This window comes from Thalassotalea nanhaiensis (genome assembly GCF_031583575.1).
In the GTDB taxonomy this organism is placed as follows: Bacteria; Pseudomonadota; Gammaproteobacteria; order Enterobacterales; family Alteromonadaceae; genus Thalassotalea_A; species Thalassotalea_A nanhaiensis.
This window is the reverse complement of the sequence record NZ_CP134146.1, coordinates 1,254,044-1,276,534: the sequence shown is the minus strand read 5'-3', so window position 1 is coordinate 1,276,534 and position 22,491 is coordinate 1,254,044. Positions and strand designations below refer to the sequence as shown.

Here is a 22,491-nt window from a genome sequence, read left to right as displayed (position 1 = left end):
TTACTTCAAGTACCGAATATACCAAGGCATAGCTTTGTCTATACCTTGCTGAATTCTATATTCAGGCTCATAGTTAAGGATACTTTGTGCTTTTGAAATATCAGCTTGTGAATGCCTAACATCACCGGCTCTAAATTCTCTATAAATAGGTTTTGATTTGCATTTTACGTCATTTGCATTTAACGAATTTTGAATACTTTCATATAGTGTATTTAATGTTGTTCTATCGCCTATCGCAACATTGAACACACTATTTTTTGATTCTTCATTTGCAGTTGCAGTTGCAGCAAGAATATTCATCTGAATGACATTTTCGATAAAACAAAAATCTCGACTGGTTTCACCATCACCATTAACAAAGACCTCTTCCTTAGAAATCAACGCCGCAGTCCACTTTGGTATTACAGCCGCGTATGCGCCATTAGGGTCTTGTCGTTTACCAAATACATTAAAGTAACGAAGGCCTATGGTGTTGAAACCATAAGTTCGCGCAAAAACATCTGCATATAGTTCATTGACGTATTTAGTTACGGCATAAGGAGATAATGGATTACCGATGTTTTCTTCAACCTTTGGCAAAGCAGGATGGTCACCATAAGTTGAACTAGAGGCTGCATAAGTAAAGCTAGAAACTCCTTGCTCTCTTGCGGCAACTAACATATTTAAGAAACCAGATATGTTTACATCATTTGATGTAAGAGGATCATTAATAGAACGAGGCACAGAGCCTAATGCTGCTTGGTGTAAAACATAATCAACTTCAGACACTGCTTTTTTACATGCATCTAAATTTCTAATATCACCTTCTATAAAGGTAAACATTGCCCACTGGTCTGCACTTACTTCTCCTTGCACTTCATCAAGGTTGTGCTGATGGCCTGTAGCGAAGTTGTCAAGACCCACTACTTTTTGATTTAATTTTAGAAGGTATTCTAAAAGGTTCGAACCGATGAATCCGGCTACGCCTGTAATTAGCCAAGTTTTAGGGCTGCCTAATAGGTCTTTTTTAATTTGTTCGTATTTTGTCATGAGTGGAAGGAACGGGAACGATGAACGAGAAACTAAAGTTACTCACTGCTATTCTCCGCTATTTCTCCTGATATTTGTATAAATTCAAAGAGGCCCTGAAACAAGTTCAGGATATCGAAAGTAAGTACTATAACCTTATGTCTACAGCTTCTTTAGTTAGCACATATTTTAAGTCGTATATTATGCTATCTGTTCTACCTAACGCACGAATTTTTTCTGAGCCCATGACTTTAAACTCGTTATGAGCAACGGCTAAGATTACTGCGTCATATTTATCGCTTTCAGCCTCCTTAATTGTGGATAAACCATATTCATGCATTGCTTCTTTCGATGAGCACCAAGGCTCTAGAATGTCAACAATCATGTTGTATTCGTGTAACTCAGAAACAATATCAACTACCTTAGTGTTACGTAAATCAGGGCAGTTTTCTTTAAAGGTTAAACCCATGACTAATACATTCGCATCTTTAATTTTGATGCCTTTCTTAACCATGTTTTTTACCAGTTGAGAAACAACGTACTCGCCCATGTTATCGTTCAAGCGACGACCAGCTAGGATCATTTCAGGATTGTAACCAATACTTTGCGCTTTATGGGTTAAGTAATAAGGATCAACGCCGATACAATGTCCGCCTACAAGACCTGGACGGAATGGCAAGAAATTCCACTTTGTGCCAGCTGCTTCTAATACTTCTAGTGTATCAATGCCAAGCTTGTTAAATATAAGTGCTAACTCATTAATTAAAGCAATGTTTACATCGCGTTGCGTATTTTCTATAACCTTTGCCGCTTCTGCAATTTTAATGCTTGCTGCTTTATGCGTACCAACAGTAATAACCGTGTTGTATAAGTCATCAACAAACGTCGCGATTTCAGGCGTCGAACCAGAAGTAACTTTTTTTATATTCGTTACACGGTGTTCTTTATCTCCAGGATTAATTCGCTCTGGCGAATAACCAGCGAAGAATTCCTTATTGAATGTTAAACCTGATACACGTTCAACAACAGGAATACAGTCCTCTTCGGTCGCCCCCGGATAAACTGTTGATTCATAGATAAGCACGTCACCTTGTGATACAACCTTACCTAGCATCTCACTTGCTTTGAGCAGCGGTGTAAGGTCTGGATTCTTATGAACATCAATCGGTGTAGGTACTGTAATGATGTACACATTACAGCCTTTTAAATCATCTACATTGGCAGAATAAGAAATGTGCTTTGATTCAGCTAATTCTTCAGGGCTGACTTCCAGAGTTGAATCATTGCCAGAATTTAACTCGGCAATACGTTCTTGGTTTATATCAAAACCAAGTGTTGGCATTTTTTTACCAAATTCAACTGCTAATGGCAGGCCAACATAGCCTTGGCCGATTACTGCAATTTTGATATTATCTAATGACAAATTCATAAGATGTCCCTGTTTATTCTCTTTGGATTCGAATCGATGATATTGATTCAGGTTTAATTTAAGTTAATTATTTTGGGTGCGACTTAAACAGCCTTTGCCGCAATTAAGCCGTACTTTTGATATCTTTGTCAGTTTTGCTTTTATTTAGCCAGTTAAAATTCTTCACAAAAGTACATTACGGAGTCAAAAAATCCTTTACAGCAGCACCAAAAACAAGACATAAATTATTAGTAGTGTTTTTAAGTTTCAATAAAATATTTTGAACAGCCTGAATGGGCTTACCAATTAATGTTACAAACAAATACTTCCATACTTGGTAAAGGCGCCTTTCAATTACTAAATGCATAAAAGCTGAAACTAAAAGTACAATTAAAAAAGTTAATATGTACATGAGTATTTTATTGTTATTTGTCGCAAATTTATTAAGAAACATGAAACCAAAATGCGCATGTATTAAATATATCGGATATGTTAATGCACCTGCTAGCTTAGACATTGGAAGTTTCAGTGACTTTCCTTTTTGGCTGTTTTGATAAACAAAAAACATGAAAAACGAACTAACAATTAAAGCAATGGTGAACGAAGAATATTGTACTCCCTTGGATGCAGACAGTGAATCAACTTTTCCTGTCGAAAATACTATGCAAAATACAAACACGATGATTAGGCTCAAGCAAGCTCGCCAACTAAATCTATCAGCTAGTAAAGCAAAAATAGTTCCAGCAGAAAAATAATAAAAATAATTACCTACATAAGGTAAAGAACCTATATCAAACACATACGCTATACAAAATAAAATAGGCCAACAAATGAAAATCACCCTTAAATATCTTTGAAGACCAAGGAGTAACAATAAAAATACAGCAAAGTAAAATATTAATTCGTAGATTAATGTCCAGTAAACTCCGTCAATATGAGCCACCCCAAATAAGGATTGTACCATTGAGAAGTTAACAAGAATTTGAACAGGTGACACTGACATTATGTTTCCTCCCCAAAAAGCTGCGAAAGCTGACGTGAACAGTACAGCAAACCAATAGGAGGGATAAAGTCTTATGACACGACCTATCGCAAATTCTGATGCAGTTCTATCTTTAGCGGAAAAAAAAATAACGTAACCGCTAATCATAAAAAATAATTCTACACCAAGATAACCGTATTTAGTTATTTCAATTAACATAGGGGTTTGACTTATTGAAAAAATTTTTCCATTCGTTATCCCACTAAGTGTATAGTGAAATACAACAACCATAATAGCTGCGAAAAATCTTCCGTAATCTAACAGTTCTAATCTTTTCATATTATCTTTTGGTAATGTTGATTAAGGTGCTTTATCGGTATTATTTAAAGCTGCGTGTTTAGGGACTTTCAATACGATATCCCAGCAGGTTGGCCTATTGGGCCTTACCCTGCAGCCCTACTTATAGTCGTAATTGTAATAGCCGTAATCGCTGTTGCGTTTTTCAACGGCGTTAAATATGAGGCCTTTGATCTCAACGCCGTTTAAATCGAATCGATTTGCCGCGGTAATGATCTCTTTTAACGGGCTCATGTCGTATCGGGCCAGCATTAATGTGGTGCCGGCTTGGTTACCGATAATCGCGGTATCGGTGACCGCTAAAATTGGCGGCGTATCGATGATCACTAAGTCATAATCAGCGGATGCTTTGTTGATGAAATTCGTAAAGTGCTCACTCATTAACAGCTCGCTAGGATTTGGTGGTACCTGCCCGCGTGTGACTATGTGCAAATTGTCAGTGCTGGTGTCTTTAACGGTTTGCTCGAAGGTTATGTCACCAATTAAGTGATCGGATAACCCATTGTCCCATTGTGTATTGAATACTTTTTGCAGATAGCCTTTGCGCATATCACCATCGACCAGCAAGACTTTTTGACCCGCTTGCGCAATGACAGCGGCAAGGTTTGATGATACGAAGGATTTACCCACCTCAGGGCTCGCGCCAGAGATCATCACCACATTGTTTTTCGCTTCCAACATCGCAAAGTGTAAGCTTGTTCTTAAGCTGCGAATGGCTTCAATGGCCATATCACTTGAATTGACCTCAGCAAGCAGCTCGGTGGCTTGCCTTTTCTTTGTGTTGGATTTCACTTTTTCACGCAGCTTTTGTTTTTGCGTGCGCTTTACATGCTCTTCTGATAATGGAATGGTGGCATATACCGTGAGGCCAACGTCTTCAAACTCAGACGGGTTGGTCACGCCACGATGAAACGCTGCCTTAAGGATCACAAACGCCACCGCTAAGAAGCCGCCTAGCATGGTAATGATAACCACGATCAATGATTTCTTGGGTTTAATTGGGTATCGGCCAACTTGGGCATAATCGACAATGTTGATGTTGCCGACAGTAGAGGCCTTCACCACGTTCAGCTCTTGCACTTTATTCAGTAGGGCTAAATAGATTTGTTGATTCACTTCCACGTCGCGCGCCATACGCAAAATTTGCTGTTGTGCTTTCGGTAACCCTTTCACGTTTTGGTTTAATTGAGCTTTTTGGGCTTCCAGATCACGTTTTTTGGCTAAGAGCGATACGTACCTTGGGTGTTCTTTGGTGTACTTTTGCGCAATGTCGACTTCTAAAAAGGACAATTCGTGAATTTTTGTATCAATTTCAACCAGCTGCTCAAGCACGGATTCGGTTTCTAAGGTCAGATCAACCGAGTCGTTGTCTAAACGATATTTGTTTAACTGCTCTTCCGCGGCAATTTGTTTACCGTCAATTTTGGGCAATTCGCTGTTTAAAAATTCAATCGACTTTTCCACTTCCTGGCTCATGCGTTTGACATTTTGCAGCAAGAAGGCATCCGCAATGGCGTTCAAAGTGCGCTCTGCCTTGCGTCGGTTCGGGCCTTCAAGCGCCAGGGTTAAAATGCCCGACTGTTTGCCTTTTTCGGCCACTTGCAAGCTTTGTTGCAAATTGGCAATGGCGTCAGCACGATATAATTTGCTCACCACAAACGCCGTGCCCGGTTCGCCGACCAAGTTGGTCACTAACAGCTGAATGTCGTTATTTGAGGTCTTGGCCACTTCATTAGTACTACCGCTGAGCAGTTTTTGCGTCACAAATATCTGTTTGAGAAAATACGTAACGAGGGCTGTCTGGCACCTCGGCTAAAGACTCTAAATTGCCTGCGTACGTTAACTTATCGACATTGATAACTGAGTCTGCAGTGCTTTGAATGATATGCCGAATGACAGCTGAGCCGATAAAGCCTGCGCCACCTGTTACTAATATTATCATGATTTATGATTTCTCATTTAGAAACTTAATGTACCAAGGCATTGCTTTATCAATTCCTTCTTGAATTCTAAACTGTGGCTCAAACCCAAGTAATGTTTTAGCTTTTGTTATGTCAGCTTGAGAATGTCTCACATCTCCTGCTCTAAAATCTCTGTAAGTAGGTTTTGAATCGCAAACAATACAATTGCTGTTGAGAGCATTTTGGATACTATCATACAATGTATTCAGGGTTGTTCTATCGCCGACAGCTACATTAAATACATTATTTTTAGCTTCTTTATCTGCAATAGACGCTAGAATATTCATTTGCACAACGTTTTCAATAAAACAAAAATCTCGACTCGTTTCACCATCTCCGTTAACAAACACTTCTTCGCCTTCGATCATTGCAGCAGTCCATTTTGGTATAACAGCCGCATATGCACCGTTTGGATCCTGACGCTTACCAAAAACATTAAAGTAACGTAAACCAACGGTGTTAAAATCATAGGTTTTTGCAAATACATCCGCGTATAACTCATTAACGTACTTTGTTACAGCATAAGGTGATAACGGGTTGCCGATGTTTTCTTCTACTTTTGGAAGTGCAGGATGATCACCATAGGTAGAACTAGATGCTGCGTAGGTAAAGCTTTCAACTTTCTCATCACGGGCAGCGATAAGCATATTTAAGAAACCTGAAATATTTACATCATTAGTGGTAGCAGGATCGTTAATAGAGCGCGGCACAGAACCAAGTGCTGCTTGATGAAGGACATAATCAGCACCTGATACAGTTTGTTTACAAGCATCAAGGCTTCGGATATCACCTTCATAAAAAGTGAAGCGAGCCCATTGCTCAGCAGTTACTTCACCTTCTACTTCATCAAGGTTATGTTGATGACCTGTAGCGAAATTGTCTAGGCCTATAACAGTTTGATTTAGTTTTAATAGATGTTCTAAAAGATTTGAGCCAATGAAACCGGCAACACCTGTTACAAGCCAAGTTTTAGGATTAACTAGTAGGTCTTTTTTTATTTGTTCGTATTTAGTCATAATTTTTTACTATGGATTCCCGTCTTCGCGAAAACGACTGCTGTAGGTGAATATTTTAGTATGGTTCTAGTAAACTGCTACGCTCTAACTTCACATCAAGGCAGCTGTTTGCGAAACTAAGGTTAAATATATTCGTTTAATATAGATTCCCGCCTGCGCGGGAATGACGTTGTAAAGTGGTACGATTGTAAGCTTATTATTAAAGTCTTATGTCTACAGACTCTTTTGGAAGTACGTACTTCAAATCGTAAATGACGCTATCTGATTTACCTAATGCTTTAATAGCTTCTGCGCCCATAACTTTAAATTCATTATGAGCGACCGCTAAAATTACGGCATCATATTTTTCGCTCTCAGCATCTTTGATCGTAGATAAACCATATTCGTGTTCGGCTTCCGTTGATGAACACCAAGGATCTAAGATATCAACATTCATGTTGTAATCTTTTAGTTCCGACACGATATCAACAACTTTGGTGTTTCGTAAATCAGGACAATTCTCTTTAAAGGTTAAGCCCATAACTAAAACATTGGCATCTTTCACTTGAATGCCTTTTTTAAGCATGCTTTTAACAAGCTGAGAAACAACATAGCTACCCATGTTATCGTTTAAGCGACGACCCGCTAAGATCATTTCAGGATGATAACCCGCAGATTCAGCTTTGTGAGTTAAGTAGTACGGATCAACTCCGATACAATGTCCACCAACAAGACCAGGACGGAACGGTAAGAAGTTCCATTTCGTACCAGCTGCTTCTAGAACTTCTAATGTATCAATGTTTAATTTATTAAAGATGATGGCAAGTTCATTGATTAAGGCAATGTTAACATCACGTTGGGTATTTTCGATGACCTTTGCCGCCTCTGCCACTTTAATGCTTGATGCTTTGTGGGTGCCGGCAATGATGATGCTTTTATATAAGTCATCTACAAACGTGGCAATTTCATCGTTTGATCCTGATGTGACCTTTTTAATGTTGATAACACGGTGTTCTTTATCCCCAGGATTAATACGCTCAGGTGAATAACCAGCAAAGAAATCTTTGTTGAAGGTTAAACCAGAAACTTTTTCAACTTCTGGTAAACAAACTTCTTCGGTTGCACCTGGGTATACGGTAGATTCATAAATGATAATATCACCGGCACTAACCACTTTACCTAGCATTTGACTTGCTTTAATAAGTGGGGTTAAATCGGGTTTTTTATGTTCATCAATTGGCGTAGGTACGGTAACAATATAAATATTGCAGGCTTTTAAATCATCTACATTGGCAGAATAGGAAATATGCGTAGATTCGGCCAATTCTTCAGCGCTCACCTCGAGTGTTGAATCTGTACCTGATTGGAGTTCAGCAATTCTTGCTTGGTTGATATCAAAACCTAATGTTTTAAATTTTTTTCCGAATTCTACCGCTAATGGCAGGCCAACATAGCCTTGGCCAAGCACTGCGATGTTTGAATTTTCTAATGAAAAACTCATAATGCTTTCCTACTGTGATTAATTAAGATAGTTTGTTTTACCAGAAAAATAAATAAATTCATGTTGTCTGGTCAGTGTTTTTTTGAGGCCTTTGTCAGTTTTTTGTTTGATTTAGCCAGTTTTTAATTTCTTTCCGAGCCACAGTATAACTGCAGGAGGTCACGGATGTCGCTAGTGCTCCTCCGGGATGACGGTGTTTCTAATGGATAATGTGTGAGTATTTGCCACAAGGTTGACCTATTAGGCCTTTACCCGTCTGCGCTACTTGTAGTCGTACCCGTAGTTGTAATAGCCGTAATCGCTGTTGCGTTTTTCAACGGCGTTAAATATGAGGCCTTTGATCTCGACGCCGTTTAAATCGAATCGATTCGCCGCGGTGATAATTTCTTTTAACGGGCTCATGTCGTATCGGGCCAGCATTAATGTGGTGCCGGCTTGGTTACCGATAATCGCGGCATCGGTCACCGCTAAAATTGGCGGCGTATCGATGATCACTAAATCATAGTCAGCGGATGCTTTGTTGATGAAATTCGTAAAATGCTCACTCATTAACAGCTCACTAGGGTTTGGTGGTACCTGCCCTCGTGTGACTATGTGCAAATTGTCAGTGCTGGTGTCTTTAACGGTTTGCTCGAAGGTGATGTCACCAATTAAGTGATCGGATAACCCATTGTCCCATTGTGTATTGAATACTTTTTGCAGATAGCCTTTGCGCATATCACCATCGACCAGCAAGACTTTTTGACCCGCTTGCGCAATGACCGCGGCAAGGTTGGATGATACGAAGGATTTACCCACCTCAGGGCTTGCGCCAGAGATCATCACCACATTGTTTTTTGCTTCCAGCATGGCAAAGTGTAAACTTGTTCTTAAGCTGCGAATGGCTTCTATGGCCATATCACTTGAATTGACCTCAGCAAGCAGCTCGGTGGCTTGCCTTTTCTTTGTGTTGGATTTCACTTTTTCACGCAGCTTTTGTTTTTGCGTGCGTTTTACATGCTCTTCGGATAATGGAATGGTGGCATATACCGTAAGGCCAACGTCTTCAAACTCAGACGGGTTGGTCACGCCACGATGAAACGCAGCCTTAAGGATCACAAACGCCACCGCTAAGAACCCACCCAGCATGGTAATAATCACTACGATCAATGATTTCTTCGGTTTAATCGGGTAACGACCCACTTGGGCGTAATCAACAATATTAATGTTGCCGACAGTAGAGGCTTTTACCACGTTCAGCTCTTGTACTTTGTTTAGTAGCGCTAAGTAGATTTGTTGATTCACTTCCACGTCGCGCGCCATACGCAAAATTTGCTGCTGTGCTTTTGGTAACCCTTTCACGTTTTGGTTTAGTTGTGCTTTTTGGGCTTCCAGATCACGTTTTTTGGCTAAAAGCGATACGTACCTTGGGTGTTCTTTGGTGTACTTTTGCGCAATATCGACTTCTAAAAAGGATAACTCGTGAATTTTTGTTTCAATTTCAACCAGCTGCTCAAGCACGGATTCGGTTTCCAAGGTCAGATCAACCGAGTCGTTGTCTAAACGATATTTGTTTAACTGCTCTTCGGCGGCAATTTGTTTGCCGTCAATTTTGGGCAGTTCACTGTTTAAAAATTCAATCGACTTTTCAACTTCCTGGCTCATGCGTTTGACATTTTGCAGTAAGAAGGCATCCGCAATGGCGTTTAAAGTGCGCTCTGCCTTGCGTCGGTTCGGGCCTTCAAGCGCCAGGGTTAAAATCCCTGACTGTTTGCCTTTTTCGGCTACTTGCAAGCTGTGTTGCAAATTGGCAATGGCATCTGCACGATATAATTTACTCACCACAAACGCCGTGCCCGGTTCGCCTACCAGGTTGGTCACTAACAGTTGAATGTCGTTATTTGCACTCTTGGCCACTTCATTAGTACTACCGCTGAGCAGTTTTTGCTCACCCGAATACAATGAGAAGCGGTTATTGGCTTCTAGGAACAGCTCAAAGTAATGGCCTAAATACCGATCCGCAACCTTTAATTGACGAACCGTAATGTCTTCGCCGCCCCAGGCATATGAGTCTGAAAATAACGACGCGATGAGTGGGTTGTTGAATGAAGTTGCGTTATGCGTACGATCGTAATATTGACCAAGCTTTCCGAGGTATTTCGGCGTGGCGACAATGTCTAATTTTAAATGATCGACGGCATCGCCCAGTACTTTACGCGATTTCAACAATTCGATTTCAGTGATGGCCTTACTTTCAGCGCCAAATAACTCTTCCATATCACCAAGACCGGGAACACCAGAGGCTTTTTGTTCAATTTGAACCAACGCATCGGCTTTATAAATGGGCGTTTGTAATAAGGCAAAGACGATCCCAACCAGCGCAAAAATGCCGGTTACGGTTACGATCAAAAACTTGCTCTCAAGGAGCAGGTTAAAATATCGAGCAAAATCGATATCATCACTTGCTTGTTCGTCGTTGTTGGCGCTTAATCGCGATTTTTTGATCTGTTCAGTCATGTTTTTTAGGTTCTACAGTCTTAATTCAAGTCTTGTTCAAGGTCGTTTAAATCATCCAAGCCACGAACGGTTGGCAAGAGTAATGAAATCACCTTGTTCCAACGAGCAATAGGGGCACTGGTGACATAGACCAAATCAAGCGGTTTTAACTGGAATTGCGTGGCCAATATTAAGGCCGCCGCATTGGATGCGTCTAATTGATACACATCGGCGATTTTGTTTTCATCGGTGCTCGCACGTAAAATAAAGATCCCGCTGGCATCAGCAGTCATTTCATTAAAGCCGCCCACATTACCCAGCGCTTCCGCTAACGTAAGGCCTGAGCGATGAATAGGTAACGTGGCGGCGCGTTTCACCTCCCCCATCACAAACACTTTTGTCGCATCGTTTCTTGGCACATGAATGATGTCATTGTGTTTCAGCAAACGGTTTTGGCTCATGTCGCCTTTTTGATACAACGCATATAAGTCCAAGCGTTCATCTTTTGAATCTCGGGTTAAAATCACGCTGCGCCAATCCGCATCATCTTTTATGCCGCCTGCGCCATTAATGGCGTCCAATAACGTTACCGGTACATTACCAATGGGCATAACCGTAGGTTGCATGACTGCGCCCGTCACGTACGTACGCTTAGAGCGATACGCGGCCACTTTCACATCAATTTGGGGATCTTCAAGGTATCTGCGCAGCTTTAACGTTAACGCTTCACGAATGGTGGCGACACTGTTGCCCGCAACATGCAATTGGCCAATAAACGGGAAAAAGATATTACCCTGAGCATCAACTAAGTTACCCATTTGCTCTGGATCACGAAATTGACCGGCAGGGATAGTTAATTCAGGGTGATCGTAAACAATAATATTTAATACATCACCAATGTCGACGGTATAGGAATAATTGGCGAGTTGTTTTTCTAAGGCCGGATTTTGGCTTGCCGTTGGCTCTGTGCCTTTGATGCTGCCCAGTACGGTTGGCGTGATTAAAATGGTATTGACTTGATCGGTAATATCAAATTGCTCATCTTCGCTTAGCTCCTCTTGATCGTTCACGCTAACACCTTCAATGTGACCACCAGGGATGGTACAGGCCGTTAGGGTAAGCAAGAGTAGAGAGCTGGTTAAATGTTTGAATGTATTCATAGTTTATAAGCTTAGTTGAGCTTGGTCGTTATTCTTGATTTATGTGCGTATTGTGCAAAGTTTTTAACGGTAGTGCAAATAACCGTTTACTGAACTGTCGAACTTATTGGCCTATGTGCAACACATAGTCGTGTCGAGATTGCACGTGTTAGCCAATTTTATCGGCCCAGGCTTGGGCATTTTTCTTGATCAACACAAAGGTGTGATTAAACACATCTTGGCTTTTCTTGTACGGATCTGGAATTTCTTCTTCATTATGCCATTTGCCCAGCAGCATTATTTTACCAGACGCCGATGGAAACTTTTGCATCAGTACGTGTTGATGCTTTTTTTCCATCACTAAGATTAAGTCGGCGTCGTTAATAATGTCGGTGTTCACTTGGCGCGCGTTATGATCGTCCGCATTATACCCGGCGTTAACCAACAGCTCTGCCGCGTGTTTTTCAATACCATGATCAACCAGTGCGCCAATCCCGGCAGACGAGATCTCTTTGTTTGGTAACAGGTCCATTAAGATCCGCTCAGCACTTGGGCTACGACATATATTGCCAATACACACGGTTAAAATTTTATTAAACATAATACTTTTTAGGTTCTAATACGGTACTTCGTACCTTCGGATACGCTTTGCTGCGAATACGCTGCGCTTCGATAGTTGATTAATAACGCAGGCATTTTAGGCACGCTTCCGCCCATTGGTTTGGCTCCAAAAGGCATAAATTCAATACACAGTTGTTTCGAATACGGTACTTTGTACCTTCGAATACACTATCGTTTCGGATACGGTACTTTGTACCTTCGAATACGTAGCTTCGCTACTTCGAATACGTGTCACTTCGAAGACGGTTAGGTATCTATCAGTTGTTATAGAGAATTAATTTTATCAAAAAATTGATTTTCTATCGCAACGTCATTGTCTTGGCCAAGCATGTTTATTAACAAGATGCTGCGCTCTAAACCATCTTTGGTTTTGTAAATGGCTTGCAAGCCTTTAAACGGACCATCGCTTATTTCAACACGTTCTCCAGCCGAATAATTAAGCAACTGCTCCAGGCTGTTGTGCCCGTCTTTCGCTTCCACATCACGTTTAATCGCGTCAATAAGACTTGACTGTATCGTGGCATGATGCAGGCCAAATTTTACAAACGCACCAACCCCTCGGGTGGAACGAATGGCATTGAAATTTGCATCAACCGTATCAAGGCAAATAAATAAATAATTAGGAAATAATGGGACAAGTGATACCGACTTAACTCCCTGTCGTTTTACTACCTTAGAAATCTTCGGTAAAAATACGTCATGGCCTTGTGACGTTAAATTATCAAACGCGCGATGCTCTTCTCTAGGCTTGCTAGTTAACAGGTACCAATGACGGCTGGCGGTTTTTGACATGTTCATTCCTTATGAGTCGAATAAAAACAAACGCTCCTTTTTTATTCTTTTGTATTATCCTTTTTTATACTGTTAAATAAAACCACAAAACATGAAGAAAATGTGTCTTTTTGTTCGAAAAACAAACGCACTACATTCAAGAAAACAGTGCTCAACGCTCAGCTAAATCGTTAATGGGACGTTGTTTTTTTACATCACCATTGGTTTATTATTTAGTAAAGATAATCTGCTCAACAATCGTATATAGCACAATTTAAAGCGATAAGATTATAAAGGCATTAATGGGCTAATACCACTCATTTGTTGCAATAATGTAATTAAATTACATTATAGGGTCACCTGTTTTTTTACAAAAAACAACAGGCTCAAAAATAAAGTATATGCACACCTGTGTTGTACACGTATTATGAGGAAAAGACTTTTTTAATAAAGCGAATTAACGATTTAGGATTGACTGCTGTGAGTAAATGCCGTTTTAAAAGCTTCATTCGAGCCGATAAAACAGGAAACGTTCCTTGACCGCCATAACTCATCAACATGTTCTCTTTCCTGTATTCGTTTAAAACCCCCTGTAAATAACTAAATGGTCTGCCAGGCTTTTGCCTATCTACATAGTGTTTTATACACGTTTCAACATGACGCATAGCCTGTTTATCATCTGAATTGGTGATGGGGGTTGTTAGTTCGAAGTATTTATAGGCGGCGCATAACGTTGCGGATAACGAGCCTACCTTTCGACATCGTTTAAAGTGGGCGAACACATCATCCCAGTGGATCTGCTCTTGATAATGAGTGGCAATAGCGTACACATTTAACAGTTGGCGCCAATCAATATGCTCTGTTTCATACCCTTTATGCGACAGTTCGCTGTGGGCAATTGATAACACCACTTGCTGGCTTGGTGACATATGCAATGCAGTAAGTGTGTCGGTCAATACAAGTGCGGATGCTTCTTGCCAGATCTCATCGGTTGATAACACATCGCTTTCCGATCTTTTTAATGCCCAGCGATGAAGTTCTACACTGCAATAACCACCGTCACGAAACAGTGGCGGTGCATGGTGATGTTCGTCGTAAGTGTGCTCATGCCCTTCAACATGAGGCGAATATCCGTACGTCATTAATACCTGGTTAGCGCGTTCGTGGAAATGCTCTGGAACCAATAAATCGATATCGGTCATGAACCGATCACCAATCGTTTTGAAAACGCCATTAAATAAACTGGCCCCCCCTTTTAAAATAACAACGGGAATATTTTCCTCGCTTAATTGCTGACACGCAAAAATGGCTTCATGTTTAATGCCTTCATTGCGTTGATGATAAAATGATCCTAACTCAGCTAAGTAACCTTGAAGCTCTGGATCCAATCCGTGCCAAACCTTGCTAGCGTTTAAACTGTTATGCAGCGCGCCCCCTAACCAGTACGTATTAACTAACGTGATCAAAGGCAAACGTGCATCTTCATCCAGTAAGGTTTCAAGCTGCTGCGCAGTGTGCTCATTTGGATGAGTCAGCCACATGCCCATATCAATAAAGGTTTGCTCGGTGATATTAGGCGACGTTGATTGCTGAGTTACTTCTCGCATATTTGATCTACCAATTGTTGAGCGTGTTCACTGCTTGAATACGTTATTTGGTATGCGCTTATTTGTTCGCAAAAACGTATTAATTGCTCAACCCTCTCCTCTGTTAATTCAACGCCTAGTTGGTACCCGCCGTTTGTGACTAAAGCGATGGTGTGGGTCACTGAAAGTTTGGTGGCTTTTGGGCTTGCGTTTTTGCTGTAGCTTGGGTTTATGAGCAGTGTTTTGTGGGATGTTGAAATAGATCCTGAAACAAGTTCAGGAAGTGATGATGAAGGTTCACCGTTTTCCTGATGAATATCTGATTCAGTATGTTCTGCTATGTGCGCTGGCCAAATGTATTTTAAAATACGGCCGTCTACTCGATGCCATTCTGGCTGAGTATTAAGCTCCGGGTATAGGTTTGCAATGTGTTGCCAACTGCCTGACTTTATTGCCATCGGTAAGCTCAGCCCTATAAGGTTAAAGTCATCATTCAGAGCGATGATTTCATCTGAGTATACCGCGAAGTTTTGTGTAGACAACTCAGCCGTTAAGGTTGACTTACCTGCACCCGATACGCCGGGTAGTAAGATGGTTGTAGAAGAACTAGGAACTGTCTCGTCGTCTTCCTCGCGCATGCGGGGATCCATGTTTTTTGATTCAAAATCGTTTATGGTTTCCGTAACAAGTACGGAATGACGGCTTTCAGCTTCGCTTGTGGTTTCCCGAACGAGTCGGGAATGACGGACTTCAGCTTCGCTTGTGGCTTCCAGAGATCCTGAAACAAGTTCAGGGCGGAAATGACAGTTTGTTAACGCCGCACCATGAAAACCAAAACAGTAGTCACTGTGCTGGTAAGCGAGTATTTGCAAACGGTCGATAAACACCGGCATGACTTGATTTTGAGCTAAGCCTTCCTCAACCACGATATCATTTGAAACAAGCAGATAGTTGCCTTTGTATATCTCGATATCAATAGCAAAGTGTACTTCATTTGGCGCTATGATTTGAACCGGCGCGAGCAGTTCTTTGATCTCGTTTAATAAATCTTCATCATCACTGGTAATTGCAAACGTTGCATTGGCTACTTTTAAACAAAATGAATCTGGCTCTGGTTGTTGGTTCAGATGACTTTGTAACTCAGGGTATAAACCATCTGCATAGGTGTGCTGTTCTTCTGTCTTTTTAAATAACGCTTTTACTTGCGCTAAGCTAGGCTTTAGTTGCTCTTTGCTAAGACTACTGTACTGTTGCAGTTCAATTAATGCTTGCTCATTAGTCAAGCCTTCATCTAAAGCCATTAATAGGGCAATAGAAATAGGCTCTATTTGCGATAACTCCTTTTTACCTTCGTGAAATAATAGGCCGTTATCCTCACTTAACCATAAGGTTAAATGAGGGGCGTTTAATTGGACTTTTTTGAATGACATGGGAAAATTAATGAACAGTAATTACTTACGACGGACGATATGAGCAGGACAACCAACGACTGTTACTTCTGACGGTACATCGTTAAGGATAACGGCACCTGCACCTGTAATAACGGTATGACCAATGTTAATTTGGTGTATTAAGTTAGAGCCAATACCAATCCAACAGTAGTTTCCTACGTTCACTTCGGCAGCAATGTTTACTCCTGGTGAAACGTGTACAAACGCGTCAATAGTACAAGAGTGATCAATGTTTGCTCCCGTATTAATGATCGTCCCTTCGCCTATTTTAGTACCATAGTTAATACATGCATTTGCCACGATCATGGCACCAACACCTATTTCACAAAAATTGCTCACCGTGGCGTCTTTTGAAATAAGCGTCGCAATATTGAAGCCTAAGTTTTTAAATTGAGTAAGTTTTACATCTCGGCGTTTATTGTGACTAAGGGCAACAAAAATTTCATCGTACTTATTGCCGTGATTAATTAGATCTTGTTCTGTGCCAACAACTTGCCAGTGGCCACACTTTTGTTGTTGTGGGTGTTGGTCGTCAAAAAAATAAACTTCGTAACCATTTCGTTGAGCGATTTCTGCTGCGACTTTACCGTGGTCATCTATGCCTAATATGGCGAGGGTTTTAGGTTGTAATGGCATTTAATTTTTCCTTGGGAGAATAGGCGAGATTGAAATTATATTTAGAATACAAGGTTGGCGTAAATATACAATAGGAGGATATTAAAAAGTGCGCTTTACTTAAGGTACGAATACGTAGCTTCGCTACTTCGAATACGCTATCGCTCCGTATACGCTGTGCTTCGATAGTTGTTTCGTAATGCAATGTATTAGAAGGAACAGAATGTAGTATTCGTAAAAGAGTATGGATTACCGCCTCGGCTCTGGCATCCTGCTTCGCTCTACCTCACCCATCCATGGAGTCGTTCGCGGTAATGACGGGTTCTGATTTCGTCATACCCGGCTCGTTGGGTATCCAAAATTTTGAGATGGGAATGCGCTTTGCTGGGAATACGTTGCACTTCGAATACGCTATCGCTCCGTATACGCTGTGCTTCGATAGTTGTTTCGTAATGCAATGTATTAGAAGGAACAGAGTGTCGTATTCGTAAAATAGTATGGATTACCGCCTCGGCTCTGGCATCCTGCTTCGCTCTACCTCCTCCATCCATGGAGTCGTTCGCGGTAATGACGATGGTGAGATAAAGAGTTCATGCTTCTCTTACCTCCTACATCCTTGTAGTTGTTCACGGTAATGACGGGTTCTGATTTCGTCATACCCGACTCGTTCGGGTATCCAAAATTTTGAGATGGGAATGCGCTTTGCTGCGAATACGTTGCACTTCGAATACGCTATCGCTCCGTATCCGCTATGCTTCGATAGTTACTTCGTAATTCGGAATGGAATGTATGCGTTACTCAGTTAAGAATACTGTGTGCTACTTAACTTTGGTACCTTCTGAACGGTATTTATCCAGGATAATCTTGTATGGCGAAATCAATTTGACTAACTCTTTGTTTTCACTGTCTGCTAATGCGTAACCAAGCTGCTGCCACAATTGTTTAACCTCGGGTTTATTTTTACCAAATTTGTGGGCATTTAACAGGTAGGTGATCATCTCTTGGTCAAACTCTTGCAAGTGCCATTTGTTCAACGCAAGTGCAGCCCAAGTGGTTGGCCAAGTTGGTCTTAATCGGACCGACTGTAAATATAAAGCGTTTGCTTGATGTAGTGTTTTTACTTTGTTTGACTCTATTCCTAGGCGTACGCCCCATTCTAATAATTGCGCTTTGCTTTCAATGTATTGCGGAAGTCTGTGCAAGGCGATGGCTTTATCGATGCTCTTTAAGGCGTTTTGATAACTTTGGCGCAAAGACACATTCGTTGCAGTGGCGTATTCTGAGTGACTGGTAGGCTCGTCAAGGGCGTTCGCTTTATCTTGCTGTTGTACAGTCAGCAGTGTAAACAGCTCTGAATCTTCCGGTAACTTTTGCCAAAATGCTATCTGCTTTTCAACGTCTTTAAACGCGACATTAGCCAACCCATATTTACCGGCCACATAGCTGGCAAAGATAAGGCTAGAAATGATAATGACTTTAATGAATTTGTCCATAAGCTAATTGGCTACGAGTTGTACCCATAACGGTCATAGTAGCCTTGAAAGTCATCATATTCAGCGGCTTTATCAAGATCAACTTTGTTTAACACCACACCGCTAATGTTCAGCTTTGCTTGTTGAAGTCGTTTTAAACTTGTTTTGATCTGACTTTCTTTGGTCGAATCTGAATTAACCACATAGATCAAATTATCTGCTTGCCTTGCCACAATCATCGCATCACTTACCGCTAAAATTGGCGGCGTATCGATGATTATTTTGTCGTATTTGGCTCTCAGCTCTTTCAACAATTGTTTAAATTGATTAGAGGCGAGCAATTCTTGTGGGTTCGGCGGGATGGTGCCTGCGGTGATCACATCAAGGTTAGACTTGCTATCATGCTGTATGCATTCTTCTAAAGAATTATTACCGGCAATATAATCAGATAAGCCCGTCGATTGAATGCCAAAATTTTTGCCAACTTTAGGTTTGCGTAAATCGGTATCGATCAATATGGTTTTTTCAAGTTGGCCAACGGCAAAGGCCAAGTTTGACGTCACCATTGTTTTACCTTCATTAGGAATGGTCGACGTAATGGCAATCACTTTAATCTTTTTATCGAAGCTCAATAATTGAACACTGGTCCTTAATGTTCTAATGGCTTCTGAAAATGCATGGTCATCTGCATTGAAAAAATAGTGATGATCGATGCTTTGATCCGCTGGTGACTTTTTGCCATCGTGTTTGATCAACGGCACAATCCCCAATAAATTGGTGCCAAGGCGCGTTTCAATATCTGTCACGTTACGAATTGTACTATTCAATGCTTCCATTAATAATACTACGCCAATGCTCAACGCCGCCGCCGTCATCATGGCAATGGTTATGATTAATTTTTTATTGGGTTTTATCGGGCTATATGGCACTTCAGCACGCTCAATTACTCGCCCTACTGTGGCTTCAAAGCCTTCCAGCTCTGACGTTTCTTTTAATCGTGCAAAAAATGAATTATAGAGTTCTTTATTCGTATCCACTTCTTGCGTTAATTCGCGACGTTGATTTTCTTTGCGCGTTAATTGTTGGTAATTTGCCTTTGCCTCGGCTAAATCAAACTCTTGTTGCGCTAACGCACGTTGAGCCTTTTTATAATCGTTACCAATGGTAATTTTTAAACGTCGTATATTTTTATTAACGTTGTCTTTTTCTCGTGCTAAATCAGCAACCGCAGAGATCATTTTAGGGTGTTTTTTACCGTAAGTTAACGCAAGCTCATCAATTCTTTCTTCCACTTGGCGCGTTTGTTGATTTGCCGATTTGATGGCTGGGTGATTGAGCACTTCGGGTAAATTCGCGATATCGTCAATACTGGTATATTGCTGATATAAATTATAGATGATCTCGGTACGTTTCAATAATTGCTTTGCGGCAAGCACTTGCTCAGATAAGCTCTCAACTTCATTCGCGGCTAAGCTTTTTATGCCGCCTATATCAATTAACGATTCTTTCTCTTGAAAAGCCTGTAATTTATCTTCTGATGTATCTAGTTGTGTTTTTAACCCCGACAATGATGCATTCAACCATGTTGCCGACTTTTCAATTCGCTCTAAACTTACCTGCATATGATTATCGATATACGCTTGTCCGACGGCATTTGAAATTAATGCGGTCATTTCAGGATGAGCAGACGTAAAGCTAACACTAACAAGTTGTGTTTGTTTTATTGGAGAGGCACCAAGTCCGCCTCGAACGTAGCCAAGGGCCCTGTTGTATTGGATGTCGTTAAAGCGTGCTTCCAACTCGTCATCACTTAAGCCGATGAAATTTGGGTTTTGTACTAACCACTGTTGTTTATCCACACGAAACAACGGATTTTTATCAAGGGCTAAGTTTTTAACCACTAGCTCTGCAACGGCTTTAGAGCGAATTATTTCGAGCTGAGTATAGTAATACTCTTCGCCGGCAGTATAATCCCGATAAACATCATTTAAACTGTCTACTTCAGAGTTATCTGAGTCAAGATGTAATGTTGCGGCGGCACGATAAATTGGCGTTAAAGAGTAGGCATAAATTGTGGTAAACAATCCAACAACAATGGTAAAGGCAATGATTTGCCAACGAAACTTTAAAACAACTGTTAATAGTCGCTTAAAGTCGATGTCATCAAATGAATCGTCATGATCTTGTGGAAGAATGTTTTCTTGGTATTGGTTCGATTGATTCATAAATAATTTAGAAAAAACTTTGCTTAACAGTAATAATATCGCCAGGCTCAACCAACGTATTAATGGATACACGAATTTCTTCATGGTTTGGATCGTTGGCTTTTACAACAAATAACTTGTCTTTCGACGCTCGTTCAGTAAAGCCTCCCGCCAACACGACCGCTTTGGCAATGGTTAAGCCTGGTTGATAGGCATAGGCCCCTGAATTTTTAACCTGGCCTTCAATGAAAAACGAACGGTACGTGACAATGGCAACCGATACATTGGGGTTAATGAGATAATCGGGCTTTAACCCTTGCGTGATTTTTTCTTCGATTTGCTGCAAAGTCAAACCACGTACATTCAATTCCCCAAGAAATGGATAATTGATACTACCGCGGTTATTAATTAAGACTTGCTTAGACAGGTCCTCCTCACCAAAAACACTGATATTAATTACATCACCAGTATCTAAACGGTACAAACGTTGGTCATTGGTGTCAGTAGCAGCCATTACACTCGGTATGCAAAGCATGACACTCAACAAAAACAGTAAGCCATGAAGAAAACATTTACGGATTGGTAAATCACATAGTCGATTATTGTTGCGAGAAAAAGCTGTAAAAAAATGCATATTCAGCTGAGGCCTTTATTGTTGTTACGTACTACTATAACGCGAACTTCATCGATACGGATATAATATTTTCAGTAAATGTGAGCTTTTCTATATTACTGTCTCTTATGTGGTGTTTTAATGATGATGAAAACGCAAGGTTCTTACGCATTTGGTACGTTACAGTAGCGCTGTAAATATCAACATCATCTTCTCTAAAAGAATCCCCGTATTCATCATTCATAACTCTTGTAGATAATTTTGTTTTTAAACGCGTTAACCACTGATGGTGCCAACTCACGGTGTAGTTGGTATTTTTAATATAACTGCCTTGTCCTTTTGCTTCGGTTACGTTTTGCGCCGATGAAAAGTCAAAATTTGAATACGTCAGAGGCTTCCATATCACACCAAGTTGCCAACGAAAGCCACTTTCATCGCTACGATATTGACTATCAAAGGTTTTGCTAGAATAACCTACATTAACAAAACCAGTGGTTAGTGCAGAGCCTTGCCATTTAAGTCCAACAAAAGCAGAGCTTACTTCACTATCACGATTATCAACTAAGCCTGTTGCATGATGATAGTTAATATCCTGGTAGGTAATAGACGTATTAACTTCAGTATATGCTCCCGTTTTATATCGAAATGTCGACCCTACTGAAGTAATCTCATGTTCTCTGTCTGCGGTGAGATCAATAAGTGATGTGTCTGTGGGCGGACCAATTGTTAAGTCGCTAATGCTCAATTTTTCCCAAAGCACTTCATAATAACCCAAACTAACATCAACATTGGCTTTTGCGCTTTTTGCACCATAGGTATACAAGCTCTTTGCTGTTAATGATTTATATTCAGTAGGCTTTTTTAATAAATCGCCATAACCTATAGAGTAATCTTTGCCTCGTTCTTCATACATAATGTTGTATTGTGCACTTAGTTTTAGTCTATGCGAGGTATTAAAATCAAGCGCGGAATTAAGATGAAATTTATGATCGGTAATGTTATCTCGACCTTTTGCCGAGTAATTACTGTGCAAGAGTCCATAACCAAATTCTACCTGATTTAGCCCGTAGGTTTTACTAAGTGACACATTTGGGTTGATGAAGGTTTTCCATGTATTGATCTTGTTATCATCATCTTGCAATAAATTATCGGTATAGCTTTCTGTGACATTGATCTGGGAATGTAATTTAAAACCGGCGAAGGGAATGCCATCTTGAAAAAAAGCAAATACAGTTTTAGGTACCAAGGACAAAAAGATCATCTGGTATACAAAGATAGAAACAACAATAGATCTACCAAAGAACATCATTAACGCTCTACGCCCTAAAATTA

Annotated in this window: 17 protein-coding genes and 1 pseudogene; all 18 read right to left on the bottom strand. The window is 40.6% G+C overall.

Features of this window, described 5'->3' with window-relative positions; genetic code table 11:
• On the bottom strand, positions 1-1,029 hold the full coding sequence (locus tag RI845_RS05735; RefSeq protein ID WP_348388790.1) for an NAD-dependent epimerase/dehydratase family protein: 1,029 nt from the start codon (positions 1,027-1,029) through the stop codon (positions 1-3).
• 127 nt (positions 1,030-1,156) lie between these two features.
• The gene (gene tviB, locus RI845_RS05730; RefSeq protein WP_348388789.1) at positions 1,157-2,437 is read right to left on the bottom strand and encodes a Vi polysaccharide biosynthesis UDP-N-acetylglucosamine C-6 dehydrogenase TviB; all 1,281 of its coding nucleotides are present in this window, start codon (positions 2,435-2,437) and stop codon (positions 1,157-1,159) included.
• Between the two features lie 175 nt (positions 2,438-2,612).
• Complete coding sequence (locus RI845_RS05725) at positions 2,613-3,737, bottom strand: acyltransferase family protein (protein ID WP_348388788.1); 1,125 nt, start codon at positions 3,735-3,737, stop codon at positions 2,613-2,615.
• Positions 3,738-3,854: 117 nt separating this feature from the next.
• Positions 3,855-5,231 (bottom strand): polysaccharide biosynthesis tyrosine autokinase, encoded by a 1,377-nt coding sequence (locus RI845_RS05720; RefSeq protein WP_348389507.1) that lies wholly within the window; start codon positions 5,229-5,231, stop codon positions 3,855-3,857.
• A gap of 265 nt (positions 5,232-5,496) precedes the next feature.
• Positions 5,497-5,697 (bottom strand): annotated as a pseudogene (locus RI845_RS05715) (NAD-dependent epimerase/dehydratase family protein); the annotation flags it as partial.
• A gap of 3 nt (positions 5,698-5,700) precedes the next feature.
• Positions 5,701-6,732, bottom strand: coding sequence for an NAD-dependent epimerase/dehydratase family protein (locus RI845_RS05710; RefSeq protein ID WP_348388787.1), 1,032 nt, complete (start codon positions 6,730-6,732; stop codon positions 5,701-5,703).
• A 199-nt stretch (positions 6,733-6,931) separates the two neighbouring features.
• Positions 6,932-8,212, bottom strand: coding sequence for a Vi polysaccharide biosynthesis UDP-N-acetylglucosamine C-6 dehydrogenase TviB (tviB, locus tag RI845_RS05705; RefSeq protein WP_348388786.1), 1,281 nt, complete (start codon positions 8,210-8,212; stop codon positions 6,932-6,934).
• 261 nt (positions 8,213-8,473) lie between these two features.
• Complete coding sequence (locus RI845_RS05700; RefSeq protein ID WP_348388785.1) at positions 8,474-10,708, bottom strand: polysaccharide biosynthesis tyrosine autokinase; 2,235 nt, start codon at positions 10,706-10,708, stop codon at positions 8,474-8,476.
• A 20-nt stretch (positions 10,709-10,728) separates the two neighbouring features.
• The gene (locus RI845_RS05695) at positions 10,729-11,847 is read right to left on the bottom strand and encodes a polysaccharide export protein (protein WP_348388784.1); all 1,119 of its coding nucleotides are present in this window, start codon (positions 11,845-11,847) and stop codon (positions 10,729-10,731) included.
• Positions 11,848-11,995: 148 nt separating this feature from the next.
• On the bottom strand, positions 11,996-12,427 hold the full coding sequence (locus RI845_RS05690) for an arsenate reductase/protein-tyrosine-phosphatase family protein (protein WP_348388783.1): 432 nt from the start codon (positions 12,425-12,427) through the stop codon (positions 11,996-11,998).
• A 284-nt stretch (positions 12,428-12,711) separates the two neighbouring features.
• Positions 12,712-13,239 carry a transcription/translation regulatory transformer protein RfaH gene (gene rfaH / locus RI845_RS05685; RefSeq protein ID WP_348388782.1) on the bottom strand — a complete coding sequence of 176 codons (528 nt, stop codon included), beginning with the start codon at positions 13,237-13,239 and terminating at the stop codon, positions 12,712-12,714.
• 404 nt (positions 13,240-13,643) lie between these two features.
• Positions 13,644-14,825 (bottom strand): nucleotidyltransferase family protein, encoded by a 1,182-nt coding sequence (locus RI845_RS05680; protein WP_348388781.1) that lies wholly within the window; start codon positions 14,823-14,825, stop codon positions 13,644-13,646.
• A complete protein-coding gene (locus RI845_RS05675; protein ID WP_348388780.1) occupies positions 14,813-16,234 on the bottom strand; it encodes a hypothetical protein in 1,422 nt (473 codons plus the stop codon). The genes RI845_RS05680 and RI845_RS05675 overlap by 13 nt, the downstream gene beginning before the upstream one ends.
• Before the next feature lie 21 nt (positions 16,235-16,255).
• Positions 16,256-16,891: an acetyltransferase gene (locus tag RI845_RS05670; protein ID WP_348388779.1), complete on the bottom strand. Its 636-nt coding sequence runs from the start codon at positions 16,889-16,891 to the stop codon at positions 16,256-16,258.
• A 797-nt stretch (positions 16,892-17,688) separates the two neighbouring features.
• Positions 17,689-18,363, bottom strand: coding sequence for a hypothetical protein (locus RI845_RS05665; protein WP_348388778.1), 675 nt, complete (start codon positions 18,361-18,363; stop codon positions 17,689-17,691).
• Positions 18,364-18,374: 11 nt separating this feature from the next.
• Positions 18,375-20,567 carry a GumC family protein gene (locus RI845_RS05660; RefSeq protein WP_348388777.1) on the bottom strand — a complete coding sequence of 731 codons (2,193 nt, stop codon included), beginning with the start codon at positions 20,565-20,567 and terminating at the stop codon, positions 18,375-18,377.
• A 7-nt stretch (positions 20,568-20,574) separates the two neighbouring features.
• Positions 20,575-21,180, bottom strand: a complete 606-nt coding sequence (locus tag RI845_RS05655; protein ID WP_348388776.1) for a polysaccharide biosynthesis/export family protein — start codon at positions 21,178-21,180, stop codon at positions 20,575-20,577.
• Between the two features lie 34 nt (positions 21,181-21,214).
• The gene (locus RI845_RS05650; protein ID WP_348388775.1) at positions 21,215-22,468 is read right to left on the bottom strand and encodes an outer membrane beta-barrel protein; all 1,254 of its coding nucleotides are present in this window, start codon (positions 22,466-22,468) and stop codon (positions 21,215-21,217) included.
• Positions 22,469-22,491 lie beyond the last annotated feature (23 nt).

Excerpts from the sequence above, each read along its gene's own strand:
- RI845_RS05735 (WP_348388790.1), bottom strand. The coding sequence starts at position 1,029 with ATGACAAAATACGAACAAATTAAAAAAGACCTATTAGGCAGCCCTAAA.
- tviB (WP_348388789.1), bottom strand. The coding sequence starts at position 2,437 with ATGAATTTGTCATTAGATAATATCAAAATTGCAGTAATCGGCCAAGGC.
- RI845_RS05725 (WP_348388788.1), bottom strand. The coding sequence starts at position 3,737 with ATGAAAAGATTAGAACTGTTAGATTACGGAAGATTTTTCGCAGCTATT.
- RI845_RS05720 (WP_348389507.1), bottom strand. The coding sequence starts at position 5,231 with ATGAGCCAGGAAGTGGAAAAGTCGATTGAATTTTTAAACAGCGAATTG.
- RI845_RS05710 (WP_348388787.1), bottom strand. The coding sequence starts at position 6,732 with ATGACTAAATACGAACAAATAAAAAAAGACCTACTAGTTAATCCTAAA.
- tviB (WP_348388786.1), bottom strand. The coding sequence starts at position 8,212 with ATGAGTTTTTCATTAGAAAATTCAAACATCGCAGTGCTTGGCCAAGGC.
- RI845_RS05700 (WP_348388785.1), bottom strand. The coding sequence starts at position 10,708 with ATGACTGAACAGATCAAAAAATCGCGATTAAGCGCCAACAACGACGAA.
- RI845_RS05695 (WP_348388784.1), bottom strand. The coding sequence starts at position 11,847 with ATGAATACATTCAAACATTTAACCAGCTCTCTACTCTTGCTTACCCTA.
- RI845_RS05690 (WP_348388783.1), bottom strand. The coding sequence starts at position 12,427 with ATGTTTAATAAAATTTTAACCGTGTGTATTGGCAATATATGTCGTAGC.
- rfaH (WP_348388782.1), bottom strand. The coding sequence starts at position 13,239 with ATGTCAAAAACCGCCAGCCGTCATTGGTACCTGTTAACTAGCAAGCCT.
- RI845_RS05680 (WP_348388781.1), bottom strand. The coding sequence starts at position 14,825 with ATGCGAGAAGTAACTCAGCAATCAACGTCGCCTAATATCACCGAGCAA.
- RI845_RS05675 (WP_348388780.1), bottom strand. The coding sequence starts at position 16,234 with ATGTCATTCAAAAAAGTCCAATTAAACGCCCCTCATTTAACCTTATGG.
- RI845_RS05670 (WP_348388779.1), bottom strand. The coding sequence starts at position 16,891 with ATGCCATTACAACCTAAAACCCTCGCCATATTAGGCATAGATGACCAC.
- RI845_RS05665 (WP_348388778.1), bottom strand. The coding sequence starts at position 18,363 with ATGGACAAATTCATTAAAGTCATTATCATTTCTAGCCTTATCTTTGCC.
- RI845_RS05660 (WP_348388777.1), bottom strand. The coding sequence starts at position 20,567 with ATGAATCAATCGAACCAATACCAAGAAAACATTCTTCCACAAGATCAT.
- RI845_RS05655 (WP_348388776.1), bottom strand. The coding sequence starts at position 21,180 with ATGCATTTTTTTACAGCTTTTTCTCGCAACAATAATCGACTATGTGAT.
- RI845_RS05650 (WP_348388775.1), bottom strand. The coding sequence starts at position 22,468 with ATGATGTTCTTTGGTAGATCTATTGTTGTTTCTATCTTTGTATACCAG.